The organism is Chthonobacter albigriseus (genome assembly GCF_013839445.1).
Taxonomy (GTDB): Bacteria; Pseudomonadota; Alphaproteobacteria; order Rhizobiales; family Pleomorphomonadaceae; genus Chthonobacter; species Chthonobacter albigriseus.
Genome location: NZ_JACDIT010000002.1, coordinates 155,414 through 174,961, shown reverse-complemented (window position 1 = coordinate 174,961; position 19,548 = coordinate 155,414). Strand labels below are relative to the sequence as shown.

Genomic DNA, 19,548 nt, shown 5'->3' with positions numbered 1-19,548 from the left:
CAGTGGCTCGTTCTGTGTGGAAAGGTCCGTTCGTCGACGGCTACCTCCTGAAGAAGGCGGAGACCGTTCGCGGTGGCGGGCGCAGCGAAATCATCAAGATCTGGAGCCGTCGCTCCACGATCCTGCCGCAGTTCGTCGGGCTCACGTTCGGCGTCTACAACGGCCAGAAGCACATTCCGGTCTCGGTCAACGAGGACATGGTGGGTCACAAGTTCGGCGAGTTCGCGCCGACCCGGACCTACTACGGCCACGGCGCCGACAAGAAGGCGAAGAGGAAGTAACATGGGCAAGCCGAAGCGCGAACGCTCGCTCGCCGACAACGAGGCGCAGGCGGTGACCCGGAACATCCGGGTCAGCCCGCAGAAGCTGAACCTGGTCGCGGCGATGATCCGCGGCAAGAAGGTCGCGGCGGCTCTGGCCGACCTTACCTTCTCGCGCAAGCGCATTGCGCTCGACGTCAAGAAGACGCTCGAGTCCGCGATCGCGAATGCCGAGAACAACCACGACCTCGACGTCGACGCGCTCGTCGTCAAGGAGGCCTACGTGGGCAAGGCGCTCGTCATGAAGCGCTTCTCCCCCCGGGCCCGTGGCCGCGTCGGCGCCATCCACAAGCCGTTCTCGAACCTGACGATCGTGGTTCGCGAAGTCGAGGAGACCGCCTGATGGGTCACAAAGTCAATCCGATCGGTCTCCGCCTCGGCGTCAACCGCACGTGGGACTCGCGCTGGTTCGCCGGCAAGAACGAGTACGGCAAGCTGCTGCACGAGGATCTGAAGATCCGCGCCTGGCTGCTCGACGAGCTCAAGGCTGCCGCGGTCTCCAAGGTCGTCATCGAGCGTCCGCACCGCAAGTGCCGCGTCACGATCCACACCGCCCGTCCGGGCGTGGTGATCGGCAAGAAGGGCGCGGACATCGAGAAGCTGCGCAAGCGCATCGCCGACTTCACCGACTCGGAAGTCCACCTGAACATCGTGGAAGTCCGCAAGCCGGAGATCGACGCGAACCTGATCGCGCTCTCGATCGCCCAGCAGCTGGAACGCCGCGTCGCCTTCCGTCGCGCCATGAAGCGCGCCGTGCAGTCGGCCATGCGTCTCGGCGCCGAGGGCATCCGCATCAACGCCGGCGGCCGTCTCGGCGGTGCCGAGATCGCGCGCCTGGAGTGGTACCGCGAGGGCCGCGTGCCCCTGCATACCCTCCGCGCCGACATCGACTACGGCACGGCGACCGCGCACACCGCCTACGGCACCAACGGCATCAAGGTCTGGGTGTTCAAGGGCGAAATTCTGGAACACGACCCGATGGCGTCCGAACGCAAGGCGCTCGAAGGCGGCAACGAGGGTGATCGTCCGAGCGGCGGCGACCGTCGTCGCGAGCGCGACCGTGACCGTGACCGCGATGGCGGCCGTGGTCGTCGTCGTGACCGTGACAACGCCGGCGACGGCGCGTGAACGATAAGACCCGGGAGTAGGGCAGATGCTTCAGCCGAAGCGCACTAAATTCCGCAAGGCCTTCAAGGGCCGTATCCACGGCGTCGCCAAGGGTGGCACCGATCTGAATTTCGGCGCGTTCGGCCTCAAGGCCGTCGAGCCGGAGCGGGTCACCGCCCGTCAGATCGAAGCGGCCCGCCGCGCGATCACCCGCCAGATGAAGCGTCAGGGCCGAGTCTGGATCCGCGTGTTCCCGGACGTTCCGGTGTCCGCCAAGCCTACCGAAGTCCGCATGGGCAAGGGCAAGGGCTCGCCGGAATACTGGGCCTGCCGGGTCAAGCCGGGTCGCATCATGTTCGAGCTTGACGGCGTACCTGAAGATGTGGCTCGTGAGGCCCTTCGTCTGGGCGCCGCGAAGCTCCCGATCAAGACGCGCTTCGTGCAGCGCATCGCCGAGTGAGCCTTCAAGGCTCCCCGGCGACCTGGAATCTCGTAAGGACCGAGACAAATGGCCAAGGCGAACGATGTCAAAACGCTGACCCCGGACCAGCTCGAGGACGAGCTGGTCAAGCTGAAGAAGGAGCAGTTCAACCTGCGCTTCCAGAAGGCGACCGGTCAGCTTGAGAACACGGCGCGGGTACGGGTCGTCCGTCGTGACATCGCCCGCGTGCAGACGGTGCTGCGCCAGAAGCGCACCGCCGAAAACTCTTAAGGAGACGAAGATGCCGAAGCGCGTACTGCAGGGCGTCGTCGTCAGCGACAAGACCGACAAGACAGTGGTGGTCCGGGTGGAGCGTCGCTTCACCCACCCGCTGCTGAAGAAGACCGTGCGCCGGTCCAAGAAGTACCAGGCGCACGACGAGACGAACCAGTTCAAGGTCGGGGACGTGGTCTTCATCGAGGAGAGCCGTCCGATTTCCAAGACCAAGAGCTGGATCGTCGTTGGTGCCGATCAGGCAAGCTGATAGACGAACGCTGAGTTTGGTTTCCTCCATGGCTGCGGATACGGCTGTGGAGACGAGAAGAAGATAGGCGGCCAAGTCATGATTCAGATGCAAACAAACCTCGACGTCGCGGATAACTCCGGCGCGCGTCGTGTCATGTGCATCAAGGTGCTCGGCGGCGCGAAGCGGAAGTATGCCTCGGTGGGCGACGTCATCGTCGTCTCCATCAAGGAAGCGATCCCCCGCGGCCGCGTGAAGAAGGGCGATGTGATGAAGGCGGTCGTGGTCCGCACGGCCAAGGACATCCGTCGTCCGGACGGTTCGGTGATCCGGTTCGACCGGAACGCCGCCGTTTTGATCAACAATCAGAAGGAGCCGATCGGGACCCGTATCTTCGGACCGGTTCCGCGCGAACTTCGCGCGAAGAACCACATGAAGATCATCTCGCTGGCCCCGGAGGTTCTGTAACCATGGCCGCCAAGATCAAGAAGGGCGACAAGGTCGTCGTCCTCGCGGGCAAGGACAAGGGCAGGACGGGCGAGGTCATCGAGGTCCGCCCGACCGACGAACGCGCCGTTGTCCGCGGTATCAATATCGTCCGCCGCCACACGCGTCAGACCGCGCAGACGGAAGGCGGGATCATCGCCAAGGAAGCGGCGATCCACCTGTCCAACATTGCGCTGGCCGACCCCAAGGACGGCAAGCCGACCCGCGTCGGCTTCAAGGTGCTCGACGACGGCCGCAAGGTCCGCGTCGCCAAGCGTTCTGGAGATGTGATCGATGGCTGAGGCGAGCAACACTCCGCGTCTCAAGCGCGTCTATGAGAGCGAGATCCGTCCCGAACTGATCAAGCAGTTCGGCTACGCGAACCCGTTCGAGGTTCCGACGATCGAGAAGGTCGTTCTGAACATGGGCGTCGGCGAGACCGTCGCGGATGGCAAGAAGATCAATTCTGCCGTCAACGACCTCACCCTGATCGCCGGCCAGAAGCCGGTCGTCACCAAGGCCCGCACCTCGATCGCCACGTTCAAGCTCCGTGAGGGCATGAACATCGGCGCCAAGGTTACACTGCGCAAGACGCGCATGTACGAGTTCCTCGATCGCCTGGTCACCATCGCGCTCCCGCGCGTTCGTGACTTCCGTGGTCTGAACCCGAAGTCCTTCGACGGCCGTGGCAACTTTGCCATGGGTGTGAAGGAACACATCATCTTCCCCGAGATCAACTACGACAAGGTGGATCAGGTCTGGGGAATGGACATCATCGTCTGCACGACGGCGAAGACCGACGACGAAGCGCGCGCGCTTCTGAAGGCCTTCAATTTCCCGTTCCGGCAGTGACGAGAGGGTTTCGGAACCATGGCTAAGAAGAGCGCCATTGAGAAGAACAAGCGTCGCGAGAAGCTGGTGAAGAAGTACGCCGCGAAGCGCGCTGCCCTGAAGGCTCAGGCGAGCGACAAGAACCTGCCCATCGAGGAGCAGTTCGCGGCGCGCCTGAAGCTGGCGGAGCTGCCGCGCAACTCGTCGGCTGTCCGGGTTCGCAATCGTTGCGAAGTCACGGGCCGTCCGCGTGCCTATTACCGCAAGCTCAAGATGAGCCGGATCGCCCTGCGTGAGCTGGGATCCAAAGGGCTCATCCCGGGCCTCGTGAAGTCGAGCTGGTGAGGAGAACGGTCCCATGTCGATGACCGATCCTTTGGGTGACATGCTCACCCGAATTCGCAATGCCCAGCTGCGCAAGATGTCGAAGGTTTCCACGCCGGCTTCCAAGCTGCGTAAGAACGTTCTCGATGTCCTGGCGGCCGAAGGCTACATCCGCGGTTATGCCTCCGTGGATCAGGAAGGCAAGTCCGAGTTCGAGATCGAGCTCAAGTACTACGACGGTCAGCCGGTGATCCGGACCCTGGAGCGTGTCTCCAAGCCGGGCCGCCGCGTCTACGCCTCCGTGAAGAATCTGCCGCGTGTCGCCAACGGCCTCGGTGTGTCGATCCTCTCCACGCCGCAGGGCGTGATGGCCGACCACGAAGCCCGCGAGAAGAACGTGGGCGGCGAGATTCTCTGCCGCGTCTTCTGACCACTCAAGACTGGAAACGGAAAGAACCATGTCGCGCATTGGAAAGAAGGCCGTACCGGTCCCGAAAGGGGTCACGGCCGACATCAATGGGCAGACCGTTTCGGTCAAGGGGCCGAAGGGTCAGCTGCAGTTCGCCCTGAACGATCTCGTCCTCGTCTCCAAGACCGAGGACGGGTCGATCAAGGTGGATCCCAAGGACGAAAGCAAGCCGGCTCGCGCCAGCTGGGGCATGTCTCGCACCCAGATCGCGAACCTCTTGAAGGGCGTCACCACGGGCTTCGAGAAGAAGCTCGAGATCACCGGCGTCGGCTACAAGGCGGCGGTCCAGGGCAAGAACCTGAACCTGTCGCTCGGCTACAGCCACGACGTGATCTACGCGATCCCCGAAGGCATCGCGATCGCCTGCCCGAAGCCGACGGAGATCACCATCTCCGGAATCGACGCGCAGAAGGTCGGCCAGGTTGCCGCGGAGATCCGCGAATTCCGCCCGCCGGAGCCCTACAAGGGCAAGGGCGTCAAGTATGCGGGCGAGCAGATCGTCCGCAAAGAAGGCAAGAAGAAGTAAGGGTCGGCAATGGCTAAGCTCACCGGTAACGATCGACGCCGCGCACGGGTGCGCCGTTCGGTCAAGGCGGCGGCCAATGGTCGCCCGCGGCTCTCCGTGCATCGCACGGGCCGCCACATCTACGCTCAGGTCATCGACGACGTGGCGGGGCGCACCCTCGCCGCGGCCTCGACCCTGGACAAGGCTCTGCGCGAGCAGCTGAAGACAGGCGCCGACAAGGAAGCCGCGGAGACGATCGGCAAGGCGATCGCCGAACGCGCGCTCGCCGCCGGTGTCACCAAGGTCGTCTTCGACCGCGGCCAGTTCATCTTCCACGGTCGCATCAAGGCGCTCGCCGATGCGGCCCGTGAAGGCGGGCTGGACTTCTAAGGTCCCGGATCGAGAGAGAACAAAATGGCTGAACGTGAACGCAACAACCGGGACCGGGGCCGTGACGACGAGCGCGACAGCGAATTCGTCGACCGCCTGGTTCACATCAACCGCGTCGCCAAGGTGGTGAAGGGCGGCCGTCGCTTCGGCTTCGCCGCCCTCGTCGTCGTCGGCGACCAGAAGGGCCGCGTCGGCTACGGCCACGGCAAGGCGCGCGAGGTTCCCGAGGCGATCCGCAAGGCGACCGAGGCCGCCAAGCGCGCCCTGGTCCGCGTACCGCTGCGCGAAGGCCGCACCCTGCATCACGACACCCAGGGCCGTTGGGGCGCCGGGCGCGTGATCCTGCGGGCCGCTCCGGCCGGTACCGGCATCATCGCGGGTGGCCCGATGCGCGCCGTCTTCGAAGCCCTGGGCATCCAGGACATCGTGACCAAGTCGCTCGGCTCGTCGAACCCGTACAACATGGTTCGGGCGACCTTCGACGCTCTGGCCCGTGAGGACAGCCCCCGTTCGGTGGCCGCCCGCCGTGGCCTGAAGGTCTCCGCGCTGCAGTCCCGCCGTCGCGACGTCGATCCCGACGCCGTGGCTGCCGAAGGCTGAGGTTAAGAGGGCAGGGGGATCGGCGACGGTCCCCTCCTTTCCAAGAGGACAGGACAGATGGCGACCACCACCTCCGCGGGCAAGACCGTCACGGTCGAGCAGATCGGCAGCCCGCAGCGCCGCCCGGCGGACCAGCGCGCAACGCTGGTCGGCCTCGGGCTCAACAAGATGCACCGCCGCTCCACGCTGGAGGACACCCCTTCGGTGCGCGGCATGATCGCGAAGGTCCAGCACCTCGTCCGCGTCGTGGACGAGGCCTGAGAGACCCGCCGGTCGGAAGGAACGGGACAATGAAGCTCAACGAGCTCAAGGACAACGAAGGCGCGACGAAGAAGCGCATGCGCGTCGGCCGTGGCATCGGCTCCGGCAAGGGCAAGACGGGCGGCCGCGGCGTGAAGGGTCAGACCTCCCGCTCGGGCGTGTCGATCAAGGGCTTCGAGGGCGGCCAGATGCCGCTGCATCGTCGCCTGCCCAAGCGCGGCTTCAACAACATCTTCGCCAAGGACTGGGTCGAGGTCAGCCTCACCCGCGTCCAGCAGGCGATCGATGCCGGCAAGCTGGAGAAGGGCGCCGTCGTGACCGCGGAGGCCCTCAAGGCCGCCGGCGTGATCCGCCGCGTCCGTGACGGCGTGCGCATCCTCGGCGGCGAGCTCACCGCGGCCGTCTCCTTCGAGGTCGCCGGCGCGTCGGCTCCGGCCGCCGCCACGATCGAGAAGGCGGGCGGCAAGCTCACCGTCCTTGCCTCGGCTCCGGTCGAAGGCTGAAGACAAGGAGCCCTCGGAGGCGCCAGCGGAACGGTCCCATTTTCGTGAGGGGCCTTTCTCCGGCGCATCCGAGGGCTTATTACGTTTGCGCGCCGGTGTCCGACACCGGCTCGGATTCCACACCGTCGGCCGGGTGAGCGGGCGCCATCGTTCCAGCCAGGCCACGGACGCGACACGCGACGGTCCCTCTGCGGACGGAGTGAGACATGGCCTCTGCGGCAGAACAGCTTGCTGCCAATCTGAACTTCGGCGCTTTCGCCAAGGCGGAAGAGCTCAAGAAGCGGATCTGGTTCACCCTCGGCGCTCTGGTCATCTATCGGCTGGGCACCTACATCCCGCTTCCCGGCATCAATCTGGAAGCCCTTCGCCAGGCCTTCGACCAGCAGAGCCAGGGCATCCTCGGCCTCTTCAACATGTTCGCCGGCGGCGCCGTCGGCCGCATGGCGATCTTCGCCCTGGGCATCATGCCCTACATCTCCGCCTCCATCATCGTGCAGCTCCTCGCCGGCGTCCTGCCGTCGCTGGAAGCGCTGAAGAAGGAGGGCGAGGCCGGTCGCAAGAAGATGAACCAGTACACCCGGTATCTCACCGTGGTGCTGGGCGTCGTCCAGGCCTACGGCATCGCCGTCGGCCTGCAGGGCCAGGGCAGCATCGTCATCAACCCCGGCCCGTTCTTCATCGTCTCCACCGTGCTGTCGCTACTCGGCGGCACCATGTTCCTGATGTGGCTGGGCGAGCAGATCACCTCCCGCGGCATCGGCCAGGGCACCTCGCTGATCATCTTCGCGGGCATCGTCGCCGGCCTTCCGAGCGCGCTGGCCGGCATGCTGGAACTCGGCCGACAGGGCGCGCTGGGCACCGGCATCATCATCGGCATCCTGGTGCTCGCCGTCGTGGTGATCGCCGCCATCGTCTTCGTAGAACGCGCCCAGCGCCGGTTGATCATCCAGTATCCCAAGCGCCAGATCGGCAACCGGATGTTCCAGGGTGATTCCAGCCACCTGCCGCTGAAGCTGAACACCGCCGGCGTCATCCCGCCGATCTTCGCCTCGTCGCTGCTGCTCGTTCCGGCGACCCTCGCCGGCTTCGCCGGCACCGATGCGAGCACCGGCTGGCTGCAGACGATCACCACGCTGCTCGGCCACGGCCAGCCGCTCTACATGCTGTTCTACGCCGGCATGATCGCCTTCTTCGCCTTCTTCTACACCGCGATCGTGTTCAATCCGACGGACACGGCGGAGAACCTGAAGAAGCATGGCGGCTTCATTCCGGGCATCCGCCCGGGTGAGCGCACCGCCCAGTACATCGACTACGTACTTACCCGCATCACGGTGATTGGCGCGATCTACCTTGTGGTCGTTTGTCTCTTACCCGAATTTCTCATATCGGCCACCGGCGTTCCGTTCTATTTCGGAGGGACGTCTCTGCTCATCGTGGTCAGTGTCACGATGGATACCGTCGCGCAGATCCAGGGGCACCTGCTCGCGCATCAGTATGAGGGGCTGATCAAGAAGTCGAAGTTGCGGGGGAGGCGTCGATGAGGCTGATACTGCTCGGGCCGCCGGGTGCGGGAAAAGGCACCCAGGCCCAGCGGCTGGTGGAACGCCATGGGATCGTGCAGCTGTCCACGGGTGACATGCTGCGCGCCGCGGTGGCCGCCGGCACGGAGATCGGGAAGAAGGCAAAGGCCGTCATGGATGCCGGCCAGCTGGTGTCCGACGACATCGTGATCGGCATCGTCGCCGATCGCATCGACGAGCCGGACGCCAAGCGGGGCTTCGCCCTCGACGGTTTCCCGCGCACGATCGCCCAGGCCGATGCGCTGGAGAAGATGCTGACGGAGAAGGGCCTCAAGCTCGACGCCGTCATCGAGTTCAAGGTGGACGAGACCAAGCTCGTCGACCGCATCGTCAAGCGCGCCAAGGAGACCGAGGCCGCCGGCCTGCCGGTCCGCAAGGACGACAACCCGGAGGTCTTCGCCAAGCGCCTCCAGGAGTTCGCCGCCCTCACCGCGGCGCTGTCGCCCTTCTACCGCGAGCGCGGCCTGCTGCACACGGTGGACGGCATGGCGCCGGTCGACGAGGTGACCGACGCCATTGCGGCCATCCTGAAGGAAACGGCCGCAGTCTGACCAGGCGAGAGGATGCGCCGACGGCCCATCCTCTCCGGTCTTCGTGAGCGTGAAAACCCAGGGAATCGGTTGACTGGGGTGGGTGTGTCGGTTATGAACCCGCACCTATCCACGGTCAGCACGTGCGATCGGGCCGGCTCCCTATGGGGCAGGCGCTTGCGGCGTCTCCGAAAAGGGATGCCCAACCAGCCGATCGAACGACAAGAACACGACCTCCTCCCGAACGGGTTGGAGGGAGCGGGCGCCCGGCGCCTGCGACGACAGGAGAGAAGACAAGTGGCCCGTATTGCTGGCGTCAACATCCCGACTGGCAAGCGCGTTCTGATCGCGCTGCAGTACATCCACGGCATCGGCCCGAAGTTCGCCGAGGAGATCCTGGCCAAGGTCAGCATCCCGAGCGAGCGTCGCGTCAACGAGCTCACCGACGCCGAAGTGCTCCAGATCCGCGAAGTGATCGATCGCGACTACGTCGTGGAGGGTGACCTCCGCCGCGAGACCGCGATGAACATCAAGCGCCTGATGGACCTCGGCTGCTACCGCGGCCTGCGTCACCGCCGCGGCCTGCCCGTCCGCGGTCAGCGCACGCACACCAACGCCCGCACCCGCAAGGGTCCGGCGAAGGCGATCGCGGGCAAGAAGAAGTAATTCGCATTCGGCGAACCGGCCGTCGGGCAACGTCCCGGGGCCGGTTCGCCGTGTCATGCGGTCTTGGCGCCGACGCCGCGATCGAACGGTCGCGCGTGGCGCCTTGTCCGCATTCGGAACGCCGAGCGTTGGGTCGGCGTCCGAGAGTCCGCCGGCGGCCGGTTTCGACCAGACGCTCGGCGGGATCACATGTCCGGTGCGCGGGTATGCGTCCGAAGCGTGCGCTCCGGTGGAGCCGCTGGTGTTACGGCGGTGACGAGATCGAACTCGGTGTAAAAAGGTAAAGAAGACGATGGCCAAGGAAGCAGCACGCGTTCGTCGCCGCGAACGCAAGAACATCACGTCCGGCATCGCCCACGTGAATTCCACCTTCAACAACACGATGATCACCATCACCGACGCGCAGGGGAACACCATCTCCTGGTCGTCCGCCGGCACGATGGGGTTCAAGGGTTCCCGCAAGTCGACCCCCTACGCCGCGCAGATGGCGGCCGAGGACGCTGCCCGCAAGGCGAGCGAGCACGGCGTCAAGACGCTCGAGGTCGAGGTTCGCGGTCCCGGTTCCGGCCGTGAGTCGGCGCTGCGCGCGCTCCAGGCTGCGGGCTTCCTCGTCACGTCGATCCGTGACGTGACGCCGATCCCGCACAACGGCTGCCGCCCGCGCAAGCGCCGTCGCGTCTGATCGCGACCTGCGGGGGAACATCCCGGCGCGATGGGCGTGCCGGGCAGGCCGTTTCGAGTGGTCACGACGAATGAGGGCGGCGGCCCGCGTCTCGACCGCTTCACTGGAAAGGGTTACGAACGTGAGCATCCAGAAGAACTGGCAGGAGCTCATCAAGCCGAACAAGCTCGAGGTTGCGGCCAGCCGCGATCCCAAGCGGATCGCGACCGTGGTCGCCGAGCCGCTCGAGCGTGGTTTCGGCCTCACTTTGGGCAATGCGCTGCGTCGCGTGCTGCTGTCGTCGCTTCAGGGCGCGGCGGTCACCGCGGTGCAGATCGACGGCGTCCTCCACGAGTTCTCGTCGATCGCCGGCGTCCGCGAGGACGTGACGGACATCGTCCTGAACATCAAGGAGATCGCCATCAAGATGCAGGGCCAGGGTCCCAAGCGCATGGTCGTGCGCAAGTCGGGCCCCGGCGTCGTGACGGCTGGCGACATCCAGACCGTGGGCGACATCGAGATCCTGAACCCCGAGCTGGTCATCTGCACCCTCGACGAGGGCGCGGAGATCCGCATGGAGTTCACCGTGGACACCGGCAAGGGCTACGTGCCCTCCGAGCGCAACCGTCCGGAAGACGCCCCGATCGGGCTCATCCCGGTGGACAGCCTCTACTCGCCGATCCGCAAGGTCTCCTACAAGGTCGAGAACACCCGTGAGGGCCAGGTCCTCGACTACGACAAGCTGACGATGGTCGTCGAGACCAACGGCGCGGTGAAGCCCGAGGACGCCGTGGCCTACGCCGCGCGCATCCTGCAGGACCAGCTGGCCATCTTCGTCAACTTCGAAGAGCCGCAGAAGGACACCAAGGTCGAGTCGGTCCCCGAACTCGCCTTCAACCCGGCGCTGCTCAAGAAGGTCGACGAGCTGGAGCTGTCGGTCCGTTCTGCGAACTGCCTGAAGAACGACAACATCGTCTACATCGGCGATCTGATCCAGAAGAGCGAGGCGGAGATGCTCCGCACGCCGAACTTCGGCCGCAAGTCGCTCAACGAGATCAAGGAAGTTCTCGCACAGATGGGCCTGCACCTCGGCATGGAAGTGCCGAACTGGCCGCCGGAGAACATCGAGGAACTCGCCAAGCGTTACGAGGATCACAACTACTGATCCGTGATCGAGCCGCCGGCGGACCACTCCGCCGGCTCCGTCAAGAAAACATCGCCCGGCGTGATGCCGCGCTTGAAACGTAGGAGTAGGCCATGCGTCACGGAAATGCAGGCCGTAAGCTGAACCGGACCCAGAGCCACCGCAAGGCTCTCTTCGCCAACCTTGCCGCGTCGCTCATCGAGCACGAGCAGATCGTCACCACGCTTCCCAAGGCGAAGGACCTGCGTCCGATCGTCGAGAAGCTGGTCACGCTCGGCAAGAAGGGCGACATCGCCGCCCGCCGTCAGGCGGTTGCCGAACTGCAGAACAATGAAGCGGCTGCCAAGAAGCTCTTCGAGATCCTCGGCCCGCGCTACAAGGGCCGCCCGGGTGGCTACACCCGCGTGCTGAAGGCGGGCTTCCGCTACGGCGACAGCGCCGCCGTCGCCGTGATCGAGTTCGTCGATCGCGATCCGGCCGCCAAGGGCGCCGTCGACAAGGCCCGCGCGGCCGAGACGGCCTCCGAGACCGAAGCCGCCTGATCAGGCTGGTTTCGAGGATCAGAACTGCAAAAGGGCGGCTTCCGGGCCGCCCTTTTCTTTTCGGGTGGACGGGGAGGCTGTCGGTGGTCGGCCGCGCAAGCGTGTCCCGCCACGGCCGATCCTACCCCGCCGCGCGGAGACCGGTGCCGTAGGCTTTCTGCACGGCCGCCTCGAGAAACACTTCCAGCGCCTTCACGGGCGCCATGTCGCGGTAGAGCCGCTCCTGTCCGGCGGCGATGTAGGAGGTCGCGGCCATCCGCTCCAGGGGATCGGCGAGGCGGACCGCAAGCTCCACGTAGCCCTCGGGCGTCTCGGCGATCCAGTCGTCCATGCCGATGCGCTTCAGGATCGCGGCGCTGTGCCGGCCCCGCATCAGCGCCGTCGGCATCGTCACGATCGGCAGGTCGCAGGCGATCGCCTCCAGCGTCGTGTTGCCACCCGACCAGCCGATGCTGTCGAGGTAGACGTCGCCGAGCGCGATCAGCGAAGCGAAAGCCTCCTGCGTCACCGGCGGCACCACCACGATGTGCCGCTCCGCCTTCAACCCCGCAGCCGCGAAGGCGCGCACCAGCCGCTCCAGGAACACCGGCGTGGCAGGCGAATGCGGGTCGCCGATGAACAGGAACTGCGCCGCCGGCACCCGGCGCGCGATATCCACGAACACGTGGTCGTATTTCGGCAGGTACTTGAACAGCGACTGGCAGCAGACATACACCACCGCGTCGTCCGCGAGCCGCTGGTCGGCGCGGGTGAACGCGCCAGGCTTGTAGGGCATGGGCTCGTAGAAGATGGAGAGGTTAGGCAGCCGCACCAGCTTCTCGGTGTAGTGCATCACCGCGTTCTCCGGCTCCATCAGCTCGCTGGAGAGGAAGTAGTCCATCTCCGGGAAGCCCGAGGTCACCGGATGGCCCCAGGTCATGCACTGCACCGGTGCCAGCCGCTGGCAACCGAGCGCCACGTTCTCCATGCCCATCCCGACTTCCAGGTGGATGATCGCATGCAGCCCGTCGGCGATGATCGCCTCTCTCCAGAGCTGTGGCGCGCGCTGCCCGGACCGGTAGCCGTCCACCACAGTCTCGATCTCCCGCGAGATGTGGTCCTCGCCGCCGGAGAAATTGTAGGCGTAGACCTCGAACCGCCGCCGGTCGAGCTTGTGGATCCAGCCCGCGAACAGTTTGGAGACCGAGTGCAGCGTGAACCACGTCGTGGCGAACCCGACCTTGATCTTCGGCGCGGGCGCAGCCGGCATCGGCGCCGGCCCATTGCCGGCCGCGCGCGAGATCCGGTCCACGATCCGGCCGTAGGTGCGCTGCAGGGCGGTGTCGTCCTGCCCCTGGTAGGAGAGGAAGAACGGTTTGGCCCGCCCGATCTCGATCGCCGCACCGGCAAGCAGCGACGGATCCGACACGCTGGTCAGAAGGTCGAGCTCCGCCAGGTTGGTCGCATACTTGCCGCGCCGTTCCACGATCTCCTCGTCGGACCGGTGCACCACCGTCAGCCGCGCCATCGCCCGCATCAGCTTGGCGCCGATGTCGTCTGGCGCCGCGGCGATCCGCAGCGAGGCGACGCGCTCGGCGTCGTCGGGGAAGCCGTGGATCCTCAGCCACGTGGCGAGCCACGACCAGTTGCTCGGCGCCCGGCCGATGCCGGCGAGTCCATCGATGGCCCTGGTGATCACGTCGTGGTTCCGGCTGCGCAGCGCGCGGTCGCAGAGCAGCGCCCACACGTCGGCCGCGCCGTCCACGTGCCCGGACCCCGCCAGTATCTCCGCCAGCCCCACATAGGGCGCCACGTAGCCCGGATGCGTCTCGATCAGCGCCCGCTCGCGCGCCATCGCCTCGTTGACGCGCCCGAGCCGCAGCAGCGCGACCGCCATGTTGTGCGAGATCCGCTCCGACGGCTGCAGCACCTCGGCAGCCTGCAGAAGGCTGAGGGCCTCTGCCGGCGCGTCGCGTTCCAGCCGCGCCACGCCCAGCCCGTGCAGGGCGTCCGCGGCCCGCGCGGCCGACAGTCCGTCAAGGAACGCGGCGTCGGCTGCAGCGAGATCGCCGGCCGCCAACAGCGCTTCGGCCGCGGCGATCCAAGAGGTGTCCGGGTCTGGCATGAAGGGCTCGAAGCTTCGCGAATCGACCAGCCGAGCATATCTGCTATCGATCGGTTCCGTTCCGGCTGCGGCAGACCTATCAACGGCTTTCGCCGCAGTTTCGTACCAACGGGATCGTAGCCTCCGGCGGTCGGTTTCCAGGGCCGGCCCGATGTCGAACGAGGGGATGAATGGTCGCCATGCTGGTCAGAAGCCTTTCCGCCGCGCTGATGCTGATGCTCGCGCTGCCCGGCGCGATCGCACAGGAGCGCGCGGTGCCGCGCTCCGACACCGAGATGAAGCTGTCCTTCGCGCCGGTCGCCCAGGCGGCCGCCCCCGCGGTGGTCAACGTCTACGCCTCGCGCAAGGTGCCCGACCAGCGCACCGCGCTTATGGACGACCCGTTCTTCCGCCAGTTCTTCGGCCGCGACCTGCCGCAGGCCCCACGCCGCCAGCGGCAGCAGAACTCGCTCGGCTCCGGCGTCATCGTCGACCCCTCGGGCCTGATCGTCACCAACAACCACGTCATCGCCGAAGGCACCGAGGTGAAGGTCGTGCTCAACGACCGCCGCGAGTACGAGTGCGACGTGCTCCTGAAGGACGAGCAGCTGGACCTCGCGATCCTGAAGGTGCGCGACCCGCGCGGCGAACTTCCCGCCCTCCCGGTCGGCGACAGCGACGCGCTCCTCGTGGGCGACCTCGTGCTGGCGATCGGCAACCCCTTCGGCGTCGGTCAGACGGTGACCCAGGGCATCGTCTCCGCGCTTGCCCGCAGCCAGGTCGGCATCTCGGACTACCAGTTCTTCATCCAGACCGACGCGGCCATCAATCCCGGCAACTCGGGCGGCGCGCTGGTCGACATCGAAGGCCGGCTGGTCGGCATCAACACTGCCATCTTCTCCCGCGGCGGCGGCTCCAACGGCATCGGCTTCGCCATTCCGTCAAACATGGTCAAGGTGGTGATCGAGAGCGCCCGCAAGGGTGGCTCGGTGGTCGAGCTGCCCTGGATCGGCGCGGATCTCCAGCCGGTCACCAACGACATCGCCGAAACCCTCGGCCTCGACCGGCCCGCCGGCGTGCTGGTGACCGGGATCGCCCCGGACAGCCCGGCCGACAAGGCCGGCCTCCAGGTCGGCGACCTCGTCGTCTCCGTCGACGGCGTCGAGGTCTCCGATCCCCGCGTCTTCAACTACCGCCTCGCCACCAAGGGCGTCGGCAACAAGGCGACGCTCTCGGTCAATCGGGACGGCGCTGTCGAGCAGATCCCCGTCGCGCTCGAACCGCCGCCGGAGACGACCCCGCGCGACGAGGTCGTCATCGACGATCCCTCGCCGTTCCAGGGTGCGACCGTGGCGAACCTGTCGCCGGCCGTTGCCCAGCAACTGGGGCTCTCCTACCGTGGCCAGGCCGGCGTCGTGATCACCGAGATCGCCCGCCGCTCCCCGGCCGCGCGGATCGGCCTGGCGCCGGGCGACATCATCGTCGCGGTCAACGGCGCCGAGGTGACGTCCACCGCCGAGCTGAAGAAGCTGACCGAGGACGAGCCGATGTTCTGGCGCCTGACCCTGGACCGCAACGGCCGCATCCTGAGACTGGCGTTCCGATGAGCGATCTCTTCTCCGCCCCGACCGAGGAGAGCCAGCGTCTCCGCCCGCTCGCCGACCGCCTCCGCCCGGAGGCGCTCGCCGACGTGGTCGGGCAGGATCACCTCGTCGGCCCGGCGGGGACGATCACCCGCATGCTGAAGTCGGGCTCGCTCGGCTCTCTGATCCTCTGGGGTCCGCCCGGCACCGGCAAGACGACGGTCGCCCGTCTCCTGGCGCGCGAGACCAACCTTGCCTTCGAGCAGATCTCGGCCATCTTCTCCGGCGTCGCGGACCTGAAGAAGGTGTTCGAGGGCGCAAGAGCCCGCCGCCAGATGGGCCGCGGCACGCTGCTCTTCGTCGACGAGATCCACCGCTTCAACCGCGCCCAGCAGGACAGCTTCCTTCCGGTGATGGAGGACGGCACCATCACCCTGGTCGGGGCGACCACCGAGAACCCCTCCTTCGAACTCAACGCGGCGCTCCTGTCACGGGCCCACGTGCTGGTCTTCAAGCCGCACGACGAGACTTCGATCGGCAAGCTCCTGGAGCGCGCCGAGGCGGTGACGGGTCGCCCGCTCCCGCTCGACGCCGAAGCCCGGGCCGTGCTGGTGCGCATGGCCGACGGCGACGGCCGCTCGGCGCTGACCCTGTCGGAGGACGTCTGGCGGGCCGCAGGGGAGGGCGAGGTGTTCGACGCCGCCACCCTGCAGGAGATCGTGCAGCGCCGCGCACCGGTCTACGACAAGGCGCAGGACGGCCACTACAACCTCATCTCCGCGCTGCACAAGTCGGTCCGCGGCTCCGACCCAGACGCCGCCCTCTATTACTTCTGCCGCATGCTGGACGCCGGCGAGGACCCGCTCTACCTTGTCCGCCGCCTGATCCGAATGGCGGTTGAGGACATCGGCCTCGCCGATCCCCAGGCGCTCGTCCAGTGCACGGCGGCCAAGGACGCCTACGAGATGCTCGGCTCGCCGGACGGCGAACTGGCGATTGCTCAGGCCGTCGTCTATGTAGCGACCGCGCCGAAGTCCAACGCGCTCTACACCGCCTACAAGGGCGCGCTGCGCTCGGCCAAGGAGAACGGCTCGCTGCTGCCGCCCAAGCACATCCTCAACGCCCCCACCAAGCTGATGAAGGGCGAGGGCTACGGCACCGGCTATCGCTACGACCACGACGAGCCCGACGCCTTTTCCGGCCAGGACTACTTTCCGGAGAAGATGGGCCGTCAGGCCTACTACGACCCCGTCGAGCGGGGCTTCGAGCGCGAACTCCGCAAGCGGCTCGACTACTGGGCCCGCCTGCGCCGCGAGCGCAACGGCGGCTGACCCGCCCAAGAAGAAAGGCCCGCGCCTTGCGGCGGGGCCTTTCGCGATCGGGCATGAGCGTGCGGGCGCCGGTCAGCTCGGCTTGCGGTACTTCTCGTGGCAGCTCTTGCAGTTCGATGCCATCTGGCCGAACGCCGGCTTGAACGCCTCCAGGCCACCCGCTGCGGCGGTCACGGCCGCCTTGGCGTCGTCGGAGAGCTGCTTGGACTTCGCCTCGAAGTCGGCCTTGTTCTCCCAGATCGCCGGCAGCGCCTCGGTCTTGCCCTGGTCGGATCCCTCGGGGAAATGGTTGGGGAAGTCGGCCGCGTTGGCGGAGATCTTCTCCAGGGCTGCCGCGGCCTTAGCCGCATCGTAATCCGCTTTGCCCTGGGCCATCGGGCCGAGAATCTTCATCTGGTCGCCGATCTCCTCCATCAGCTCCTCGCGGGCCTTGATGGGATCCTCCTGGGCGACAGCCATCGTGGAAACGACCGACAGGGCGGCCAGACCGAACACGGATGCCAGCAAACGCGAATTCATGAAAATCCTCCCGTGGAGGGCAAATCGCCCTCGGACCTGTCAATGCTTGCAAGCCCATCTGGGTAACGGCAAGGCGTCCCGCGTTCAATTGGCGATCACGTTCTCGTGCAGAAAAGCGATTGTCGTGCAGTCGCTTAACAGTCCGTTCACCATTCCGGCGGCCTTCGGCTGGCAAGCGGCGAATGACGCGCCACGCTTGGACGAGCCTGCTTCCGCTCGGATGGGGAAGGTGTAGACTGGCCGACGAGTGGTGGTCCGTTCGGGGAGTACGATCGTCCCTCTCTTTCGGTTTTCCGACGGGCCGTCAGACAGCTCCCGCTCCCGGGACTGACTGAGGGTCGTGGTACCCCTCCAGCCACGACCCCCATTTTTGGTGTTTCGCCCGTTCCGCGGTGAATCGCACAACGAACATCTTGCGATCCCACTTCGGGAACTCCAAAGCTGCGCTGGTGTTCATGCTTCAGCGACTCGAAGGCTGGGTGAGGGATTGATGCGAGATCGGGCCAAGGCAGCCGGCGCAATCACGGCGGTTCTCCTGCTGGCGGGCTGCCAGTCCATCGGCTGGGGCCGCAGCGACACCACGGGCACGGTGATCGCGGGCCAGACCCAGGCCGAAATCTCGGCGACGGCAGCCGGAGGATCGATCGGCGTCGGCCCGGCTTCGGCGGGCGTCGGCATCGGCGTCGCCACGCTCTCCGCCTCCCAAGCGCCGATCGCCCTGGAGCCCCCGCCCTCCCTGCTCGGGTCCTGGCGTCTCGCCCGAACCGGCGAGCGCAGTTGCGCCATCGAACTCGGGCGCCGAAACCCGGTCGGAGATTTCAACGCCCGCACGCGCGACTGCCCGGACCGGACGCTCGCCGGCATCGGCTTGTGGTCGGCAACGCCGGACGAGATCGCGCTCTACGATTTCCAGCGCAATCCGGTCGCCCGGCTCCGGCAGGAGAGCCCCGGCCTCTACCAGGGCACCCTTGCCGACGGCCGTCCGGTCACCGTCTGGCGCTGACGTCCGGACCACCGATAGTTACAATTTTACGAGATTTGTCAGCGTGTTGCTGGCCGTCGCTTTACCGCTTCCCTTAAGCGGGCGTCGACACGTGTTTGGTAGCTTCAACACCGGTTCAGACAGTTCCGGGTTGAGCACATGCACGAAATCCACTTGCCTCCGACGGTGAATGCCATCCTCGCGCGTGGCACCATTACGCCCGCCGACGTGAGCCGGCTCCGCGCCACCGTCTACGGCAACGCGATCGTCACGCCTGAGGAGGCCGAGTGGGCCTTCTGCCTTGATGAGGGCTGCGCGGAGAAGTGTCCGGAGTGGACGCAGTTCTTCGTCGAGCAGGTCGTCGACTTCGTCGTCCACCAGGCGCGGCCGGAGGGCTACGTCACCCCATCGATGGCGGATTGGCTGATCAAGTCGGTCTCCCGCGACGGCATCGTGCGCACCGAAAGCGAACTGGAAGTGCTGGTGAAGGTGCTCGACGCCAGCGTCTCGGCGCCCGCGGAGCTGTCCGCCTTCTGCCTGAAGCAGGTGGCGACCGCGGTGGTCGACGGCGCCGGCCCGATCGCCAAAGGCGTCTTGGAACCCGGCGTGATCGGCGCCGCGGAGGTAGAACTCCTGCGCCGCATCCTGTTCGCCTTCGGCGGCGACGGCGGCATCGCCATCTCCCGGGCCGAGGCGGAAGTGCTCTTCGACCTCAACGACCGGACGCAGGAAGCGGCGAACGATCCGTCCTGGTCCGATCTCTTCGTCAAGGCGGTCGCCAACTTCCTGATGGCCGCCCGCGGCTATACCGTTCCCTCCCGCCAGGAGGCATTGCGCCGCGAGGAATGGCTCGACCGGCCGAGCGGCGGTGTCGTCGGCTTGTTCGGCGATGCCATGTCGGGCCTGCTGACCCACGGCCTGCGCGGCATCTGGAGTTCCTTCCGCGCGCCCGAGGAAACCCCGCAGGCCGCCCGCAACCGCGAGGTCGAGGCCGAGATGCGCGCCAGCGCCCCGGTGACCGCCGACGAGGTGCGCTGGCTCGCCGATCGCATCGGCCGGGATGGCGTGATCCATCAGAACGAGCGGGCGCTGCTTCTCTTCCTGCGCGAGGAGAGCCCGGACATCCACCCCTCGCTCCAGACGCTGCTCGACACGGCCGCCTGACAGGCCCGCAGCGCCGAGTGACC

At 66.6% G+C, this 19,548-nt stretch carries 28 protein-coding genes; 26 read left to right on the top strand and 2 right to left on the bottom strand.

What is annotated here, in order from left to right:
- Positions 1-2: 2 nt before the first annotated feature.
- From rpsS to rplQ, 22 genes are all read left to right on the top strand, one after another.
- The gene (rpsS, locus tag HZ321_RS09015; protein WP_181701961.1) at positions 3-281 is read left to right on the top strand and encodes a 30S ribosomal protein S19; all 279 of its coding nucleotides are present in this window, start codon (positions 3-5) and stop codon (positions 279-281) included.
- A 1-nt stretch (position 282) separates the two neighbouring features.
- Entirely contained in the window at positions 283-663 is a 381-nt protein-coding gene (gene rplV, locus HZ321_RS09010) for a 50S ribosomal protein L22 (protein ID WP_181701960.1), read from the top strand.
- Entirely contained in the window at positions 663-1,448 is a 786-nt protein-coding gene (rpsC, locus tag HZ321_RS09005; protein ID WP_181701959.1) for a 30S ribosomal protein S3, read from the top strand. Before rplV ends, rpsC begins: the two co-directional genes overlap by 1 nt.
- A gap of 25 nt (positions 1,449-1,473) precedes the next feature.
- Positions 1,474-1,887, top strand: coding sequence for a 50S ribosomal protein L16 (rplP, locus tag HZ321_RS09000; protein WP_181701958.1), 414 nt, complete (start codon positions 1,474-1,476; stop codon positions 1,885-1,887).
- Between the two features lie 48 nt (positions 1,888-1,935).
- Entirely contained in the window at positions 1,936-2,139 is a 204-nt protein-coding gene (rpmC, locus tag HZ321_RS08995; protein ID WP_181701957.1) for a 50S ribosomal protein L29, read from the top strand.
- Positions 2,140-2,149: 10 nt separating this feature from the next.
- A complete protein-coding gene (rpsQ, locus tag HZ321_RS08990) occupies positions 2,150-2,392 on the top strand; it encodes a 30S ribosomal protein S17 (RefSeq protein ID WP_181701956.1) in 243 nt (80 codons plus the stop codon).
- 78 nt (positions 2,393-2,470) lie between these two features.
- Entirely contained in the window at positions 2,471-2,839 is a 369-nt protein-coding gene (gene rplN, locus HZ321_RS08985; RefSeq protein WP_181701955.1) for a 50S ribosomal protein L14, read from the top strand.
- A gap of 2 nt (positions 2,840-2,841) precedes the next feature.
- Positions 2,842-3,159, top strand: a complete 318-nt coding sequence (gene rplX / locus HZ321_RS08980) for a 50S ribosomal protein L24 (protein ID WP_181701954.1) — start codon at positions 2,842-2,844, stop codon at positions 3,157-3,159.
- Entirely contained in the window at positions 3,152-3,709 is a 558-nt protein-coding gene (gene rplE, locus HZ321_RS08975) for a 50S ribosomal protein L5 (protein WP_181701953.1), read from the top strand. Before rplX ends, rplE begins: the two co-directional genes overlap by 8 nt.
- 18 nt (positions 3,710-3,727) lie before the next feature.
- Positions 3,728-4,033: a 30S ribosomal protein S14 gene (gene rpsN / locus HZ321_RS08970; RefSeq protein ID WP_181701952.1), complete on the top strand. Its 306-nt coding sequence runs from the start codon at positions 3,728-3,730 to the stop codon at positions 4,031-4,033.
- Between the two features lie 13 nt (positions 4,034-4,046).
- Positions 4,047-4,442, top strand: a complete 396-nt coding sequence (gene rpsH / locus HZ321_RS08965; RefSeq protein ID WP_181701951.1) for a 30S ribosomal protein S8 — start codon at positions 4,047-4,049, stop codon at positions 4,440-4,442.
- 28 nt (positions 4,443-4,470) lie between these two features.
- Positions 4,471-5,007, top strand: a complete 537-nt coding sequence (gene rplF, locus HZ321_RS08960; protein ID WP_181701950.1) for a 50S ribosomal protein L6 — start codon at positions 4,471-4,473, stop codon at positions 5,005-5,007.
- 9 nt (positions 5,008-5,016) lie between these two features.
- A complete protein-coding gene (rplR, locus tag HZ321_RS08955) occupies positions 5,017-5,376 on the top strand; it encodes a 50S ribosomal protein L18 (protein ID WP_181701949.1) in 360 nt (119 codons plus the stop codon).
- A 24-nt stretch (positions 5,377-5,400) separates the two neighbouring features.
- Positions 5,401-5,976: a 30S ribosomal protein S5 gene (gene rpsE, locus HZ321_RS08950; RefSeq protein WP_181701948.1), complete on the top strand. Its 576-nt coding sequence runs from the start codon at positions 5,401-5,403 to the stop codon at positions 5,974-5,976.
- Between the two features lie 57 nt (positions 5,977-6,033).
- Positions 6,034-6,237, top strand: coding sequence for a 50S ribosomal protein L30 (rpmD, locus tag HZ321_RS08945; RefSeq protein WP_181701947.1), 204 nt, complete (start codon positions 6,034-6,036; stop codon positions 6,235-6,237).
- A 29-nt stretch (positions 6,238-6,266) separates the two neighbouring features.
- Positions 6,267-6,740 carry a 50S ribosomal protein L15 gene (gene rplO, locus HZ321_RS08940; protein WP_181701946.1) on the top strand — a complete coding sequence of 158 codons (474 nt, stop codon included), beginning with the start codon at positions 6,267-6,269 and terminating at the stop codon, positions 6,738-6,740.
- Between the two features lie 206 nt (positions 6,741-6,946).
- The gene (secY, locus tag HZ321_RS08935; protein ID WP_181701945.1) at positions 6,947-8,281 is read left to right on the top strand and encodes a preprotein translocase subunit SecY; all 1,335 of its coding nucleotides are present in this window, start codon (positions 6,947-6,949) and stop codon (positions 8,279-8,281) included.
- A complete protein-coding gene (locus tag HZ321_RS08930; RefSeq protein ID WP_181701944.1) occupies positions 8,278-8,871 on the top strand; it encodes an adenylate kinase in 594 nt (197 codons plus the stop codon). Before secY ends, HZ321_RS08930 begins: the two co-directional genes overlap by 4 nt.
- Before the next feature lie 276 nt (positions 8,872-9,147).
- Positions 9,148-9,516, top strand: coding sequence for a 30S ribosomal protein S13 (gene rpsM / locus HZ321_RS08925; protein ID WP_181701943.1), 369 nt, complete (start codon positions 9,148-9,150; stop codon positions 9,514-9,516).
- A gap of 292 nt (positions 9,517-9,808) precedes the next feature.
- Entirely contained in the window at positions 9,809-10,198 is a 390-nt protein-coding gene (gene rpsK, locus HZ321_RS08920; protein WP_181701942.1) for a 30S ribosomal protein S11, read from the top strand.
- Positions 10,199-10,268: 70 nt separating this feature from the next.
- The gene (locus HZ321_RS08915; RefSeq protein ID WP_181701941.1) at positions 10,269-11,342 is read left to right on the top strand and encodes a DNA-directed RNA polymerase subunit alpha; all 1,074 of its coding nucleotides are present in this window, start codon (positions 10,269-10,271) and stop codon (positions 11,340-11,342) included.
- A 92-nt stretch (positions 11,343-11,434) separates the two neighbouring features.
- Positions 11,435-11,863 (top strand): 50S ribosomal protein L17, encoded by a 429-nt coding sequence (rplQ, locus tag HZ321_RS08910; protein ID WP_181701940.1) that lies wholly within the window; start codon positions 11,435-11,437, stop codon positions 11,861-11,863.
- A 121-nt stretch (positions 11,864-11,984) separates the two neighbouring features.
- On the opposite strand, the gene HZ321_RS08905 is transcribed toward rplQ, so the two are convergent.
- Positions 11,985-13,967 carry an O-linked N-acetylglucosamine transferase, SPINDLY family protein gene (locus HZ321_RS08905; RefSeq protein WP_181701939.1) on the bottom strand — a complete coding sequence of 661 codons (1,983 nt, stop codon included), beginning with the start codon at positions 13,965-13,967 and terminating at the stop codon, positions 11,985-11,987.
- A gap of 179 nt (positions 13,968-14,146) precedes the next feature.
- On the opposite strand from HZ321_RS08905, the gene HZ321_RS08900 reads away from it, so the two are divergent.
- Entirely contained in the window at positions 14,147-15,553 is a 1,407-nt protein-coding gene (locus tag HZ321_RS08900) for a DegQ family serine endoprotease (protein WP_181701938.1), read from the top strand.
- A complete protein-coding gene (locus tag HZ321_RS08895) occupies positions 15,550-16,860 on the top strand; it encodes a replication-associated recombination protein A (RefSeq protein WP_181701937.1) in 1,311 nt (436 codons plus the stop codon). Before HZ321_RS08900 ends, HZ321_RS08895 begins: the two co-directional genes overlap by 4 nt.
- Before the next feature lie 72 nt (positions 16,861-16,932).
- On the opposite strand, the gene HZ321_RS08890 is transcribed toward HZ321_RS08895, so the two are convergent.
- Positions 16,933-17,379: a c-type cytochrome gene (locus tag HZ321_RS08890; protein ID WP_181701936.1), complete on the bottom strand. Its 447-nt coding sequence runs from the start codon at positions 17,377-17,379 to the stop codon at positions 16,933-16,935.
- A 490-nt stretch (positions 17,380-17,869) separates the two neighbouring features.
- Here HZ321_RS08890 and HZ321_RS08885 point away from each other — a divergent pair, with 490 nt between their 5' ends.
- Positions 17,870-18,382, top strand: a complete 513-nt coding sequence (locus HZ321_RS08885; protein WP_181701935.1) for an AprI/Inh family metalloprotease inhibitor — start codon at positions 17,870-17,872, stop codon at positions 18,380-18,382.
- Between the two features lie 138 nt (positions 18,383-18,520).
- Entirely contained in the window at positions 18,521-19,525 is a 1,005-nt protein-coding gene (locus HZ321_RS08880) for a hypothetical protein (RefSeq protein WP_181701934.1), read from the top strand.
- Positions 19,526-19,548: the final 23 nt, after the last annotated feature.

Bases quoted from the DNA above. Each gene is read 5' to 3' on its own strand.
- rplV (WP_181701960.1), top strand. From the start codon at position 283: ATGGGCAAGCCGAAGCGCGAACGCTCGCTCGCCGACAACGAGGCGCAG.
- rpsC (WP_181701959.1), top strand. From the start codon at position 663: ATGGGTCACAAAGTCAATCCGATCGGTCTCCGCCTCGGCGTCAACCGC.
- rplP (WP_181701958.1), top strand. From the start codon at position 1,474: ATGCTTCAGCCGAAGCGCACTAAATTCCGCAAGGCCTTCAAGGGCCGT.
- rpmC (WP_181701957.1), top strand. From the start codon at position 1,936: ATGGCCAAGGCGAACGATGTCAAAACGCTGACCCCGGACCAGCTCGAG.
- rpsQ (WP_181701956.1), top strand. From the start codon at position 2,150: ATGCCGAAGCGCGTACTGCAGGGCGTCGTCGTCAGCGACAAGACCGAC.
- rplN (WP_181701955.1), top strand. From the start codon at position 2,471: ATGATTCAGATGCAAACAAACCTCGACGTCGCGGATAACTCCGGCGCG.
- rplX (WP_181701954.1), top strand. From the start codon at position 2,842: ATGGCCGCCAAGATCAAGAAGGGCGACAAGGTCGTCGTCCTCGCGGGC.
- rplE (WP_181701953.1), top strand. From the start codon at position 3,152: ATGGCTGAGGCGAGCAACACTCCGCGTCTCAAGCGCGTCTATGAGAGC.
- rpsN (WP_181701952.1), top strand. From the start codon at position 3,728: ATGGCTAAGAAGAGCGCCATTGAGAAGAACAAGCGTCGCGAGAAGCTG.
- rpsH (WP_181701951.1), top strand. From the start codon at position 4,047: ATGTCGATGACCGATCCTTTGGGTGACATGCTCACCCGAATTCGCAAT.
- rplF (WP_181701950.1), top strand. From the start codon at position 4,471: ATGTCGCGCATTGGAAAGAAGGCCGTACCGGTCCCGAAAGGGGTCACG.
- rplR (WP_181701949.1), top strand. From the start codon at position 5,017: ATGGCTAAGCTCACCGGTAACGATCGACGCCGCGCACGGGTGCGCCGT.
- rpsE (WP_181701948.1), top strand. From the start codon at position 5,401: ATGGCTGAACGTGAACGCAACAACCGGGACCGGGGCCGTGACGACGAG.
- rpmD (WP_181701947.1), top strand. From the start codon at position 6,034: ATGGCGACCACCACCTCCGCGGGCAAGACCGTCACGGTCGAGCAGATC.
- rplO (WP_181701946.1), top strand. From the start codon at position 6,267: ATGAAGCTCAACGAGCTCAAGGACAACGAAGGCGCGACGAAGAAGCGC.
- secY (WP_181701945.1), top strand. From the start codon at position 6,947: ATGGCCTCTGCGGCAGAACAGCTTGCTGCCAATCTGAACTTCGGCGCT.
- HZ321_RS08930 (WP_181701944.1), top strand. From the start codon at position 8,278: ATGAGGCTGATACTGCTCGGGCCGCCGGGTGCGGGAAAAGGCACCCAG.
- rpsK (WP_181701942.1), top strand. From the start codon at position 9,809: ATGGCCAAGGAAGCAGCACGCGTTCGTCGCCGCGAACGCAAGAACATC.
- HZ321_RS08915 (WP_181701941.1), top strand. From the start codon at position 10,269: ATGAGGGCGGCGGCCCGCGTCTCGACCGCTTCACTGGAAAGGGTTACG.
- rplQ (WP_181701940.1), top strand. From the start codon at position 11,435: ATGCGTCACGGAAATGCAGGCCGTAAGCTGAACCGGACCCAGAGCCAC.
- HZ321_RS08905 (WP_181701939.1), bottom strand. From the start codon at position 13,967: ATGCCAGACCCGGACACCTCTTGGATCGCCGCGGCCGAAGCGCTGTTG.
- HZ321_RS08900 (WP_181701938.1), top strand. From the start codon at position 14,147: ATGCTGGTCAGAAGCCTTTCCGCCGCGCTGATGCTGATGCTCGCGCTG.
- HZ321_RS08895 (WP_181701937.1), top strand. From the start codon at position 15,550: ATGAGCGATCTCTTCTCCGCCCCGACCGAGGAGAGCCAGCGTCTCCGC.
- HZ321_RS08890 (WP_181701936.1), bottom strand. From the start codon at position 17,379: ATGAATTCGCGTTTGCTGGCATCCGTGTTCGGTCTGGCCGCCCTGTCG.
- HZ321_RS08885 (WP_181701935.1), top strand. From the start codon at position 17,870: ATGCGAGATCGGGCCAAGGCAGCCGGCGCAATCACGGCGGTTCTCCTG.
- HZ321_RS08880 (WP_181701934.1), top strand. From the start codon at position 18,521: ATGCACGAAATCCACTTGCCTCCGACGGTGAATGCCATCCTCGCGCGT.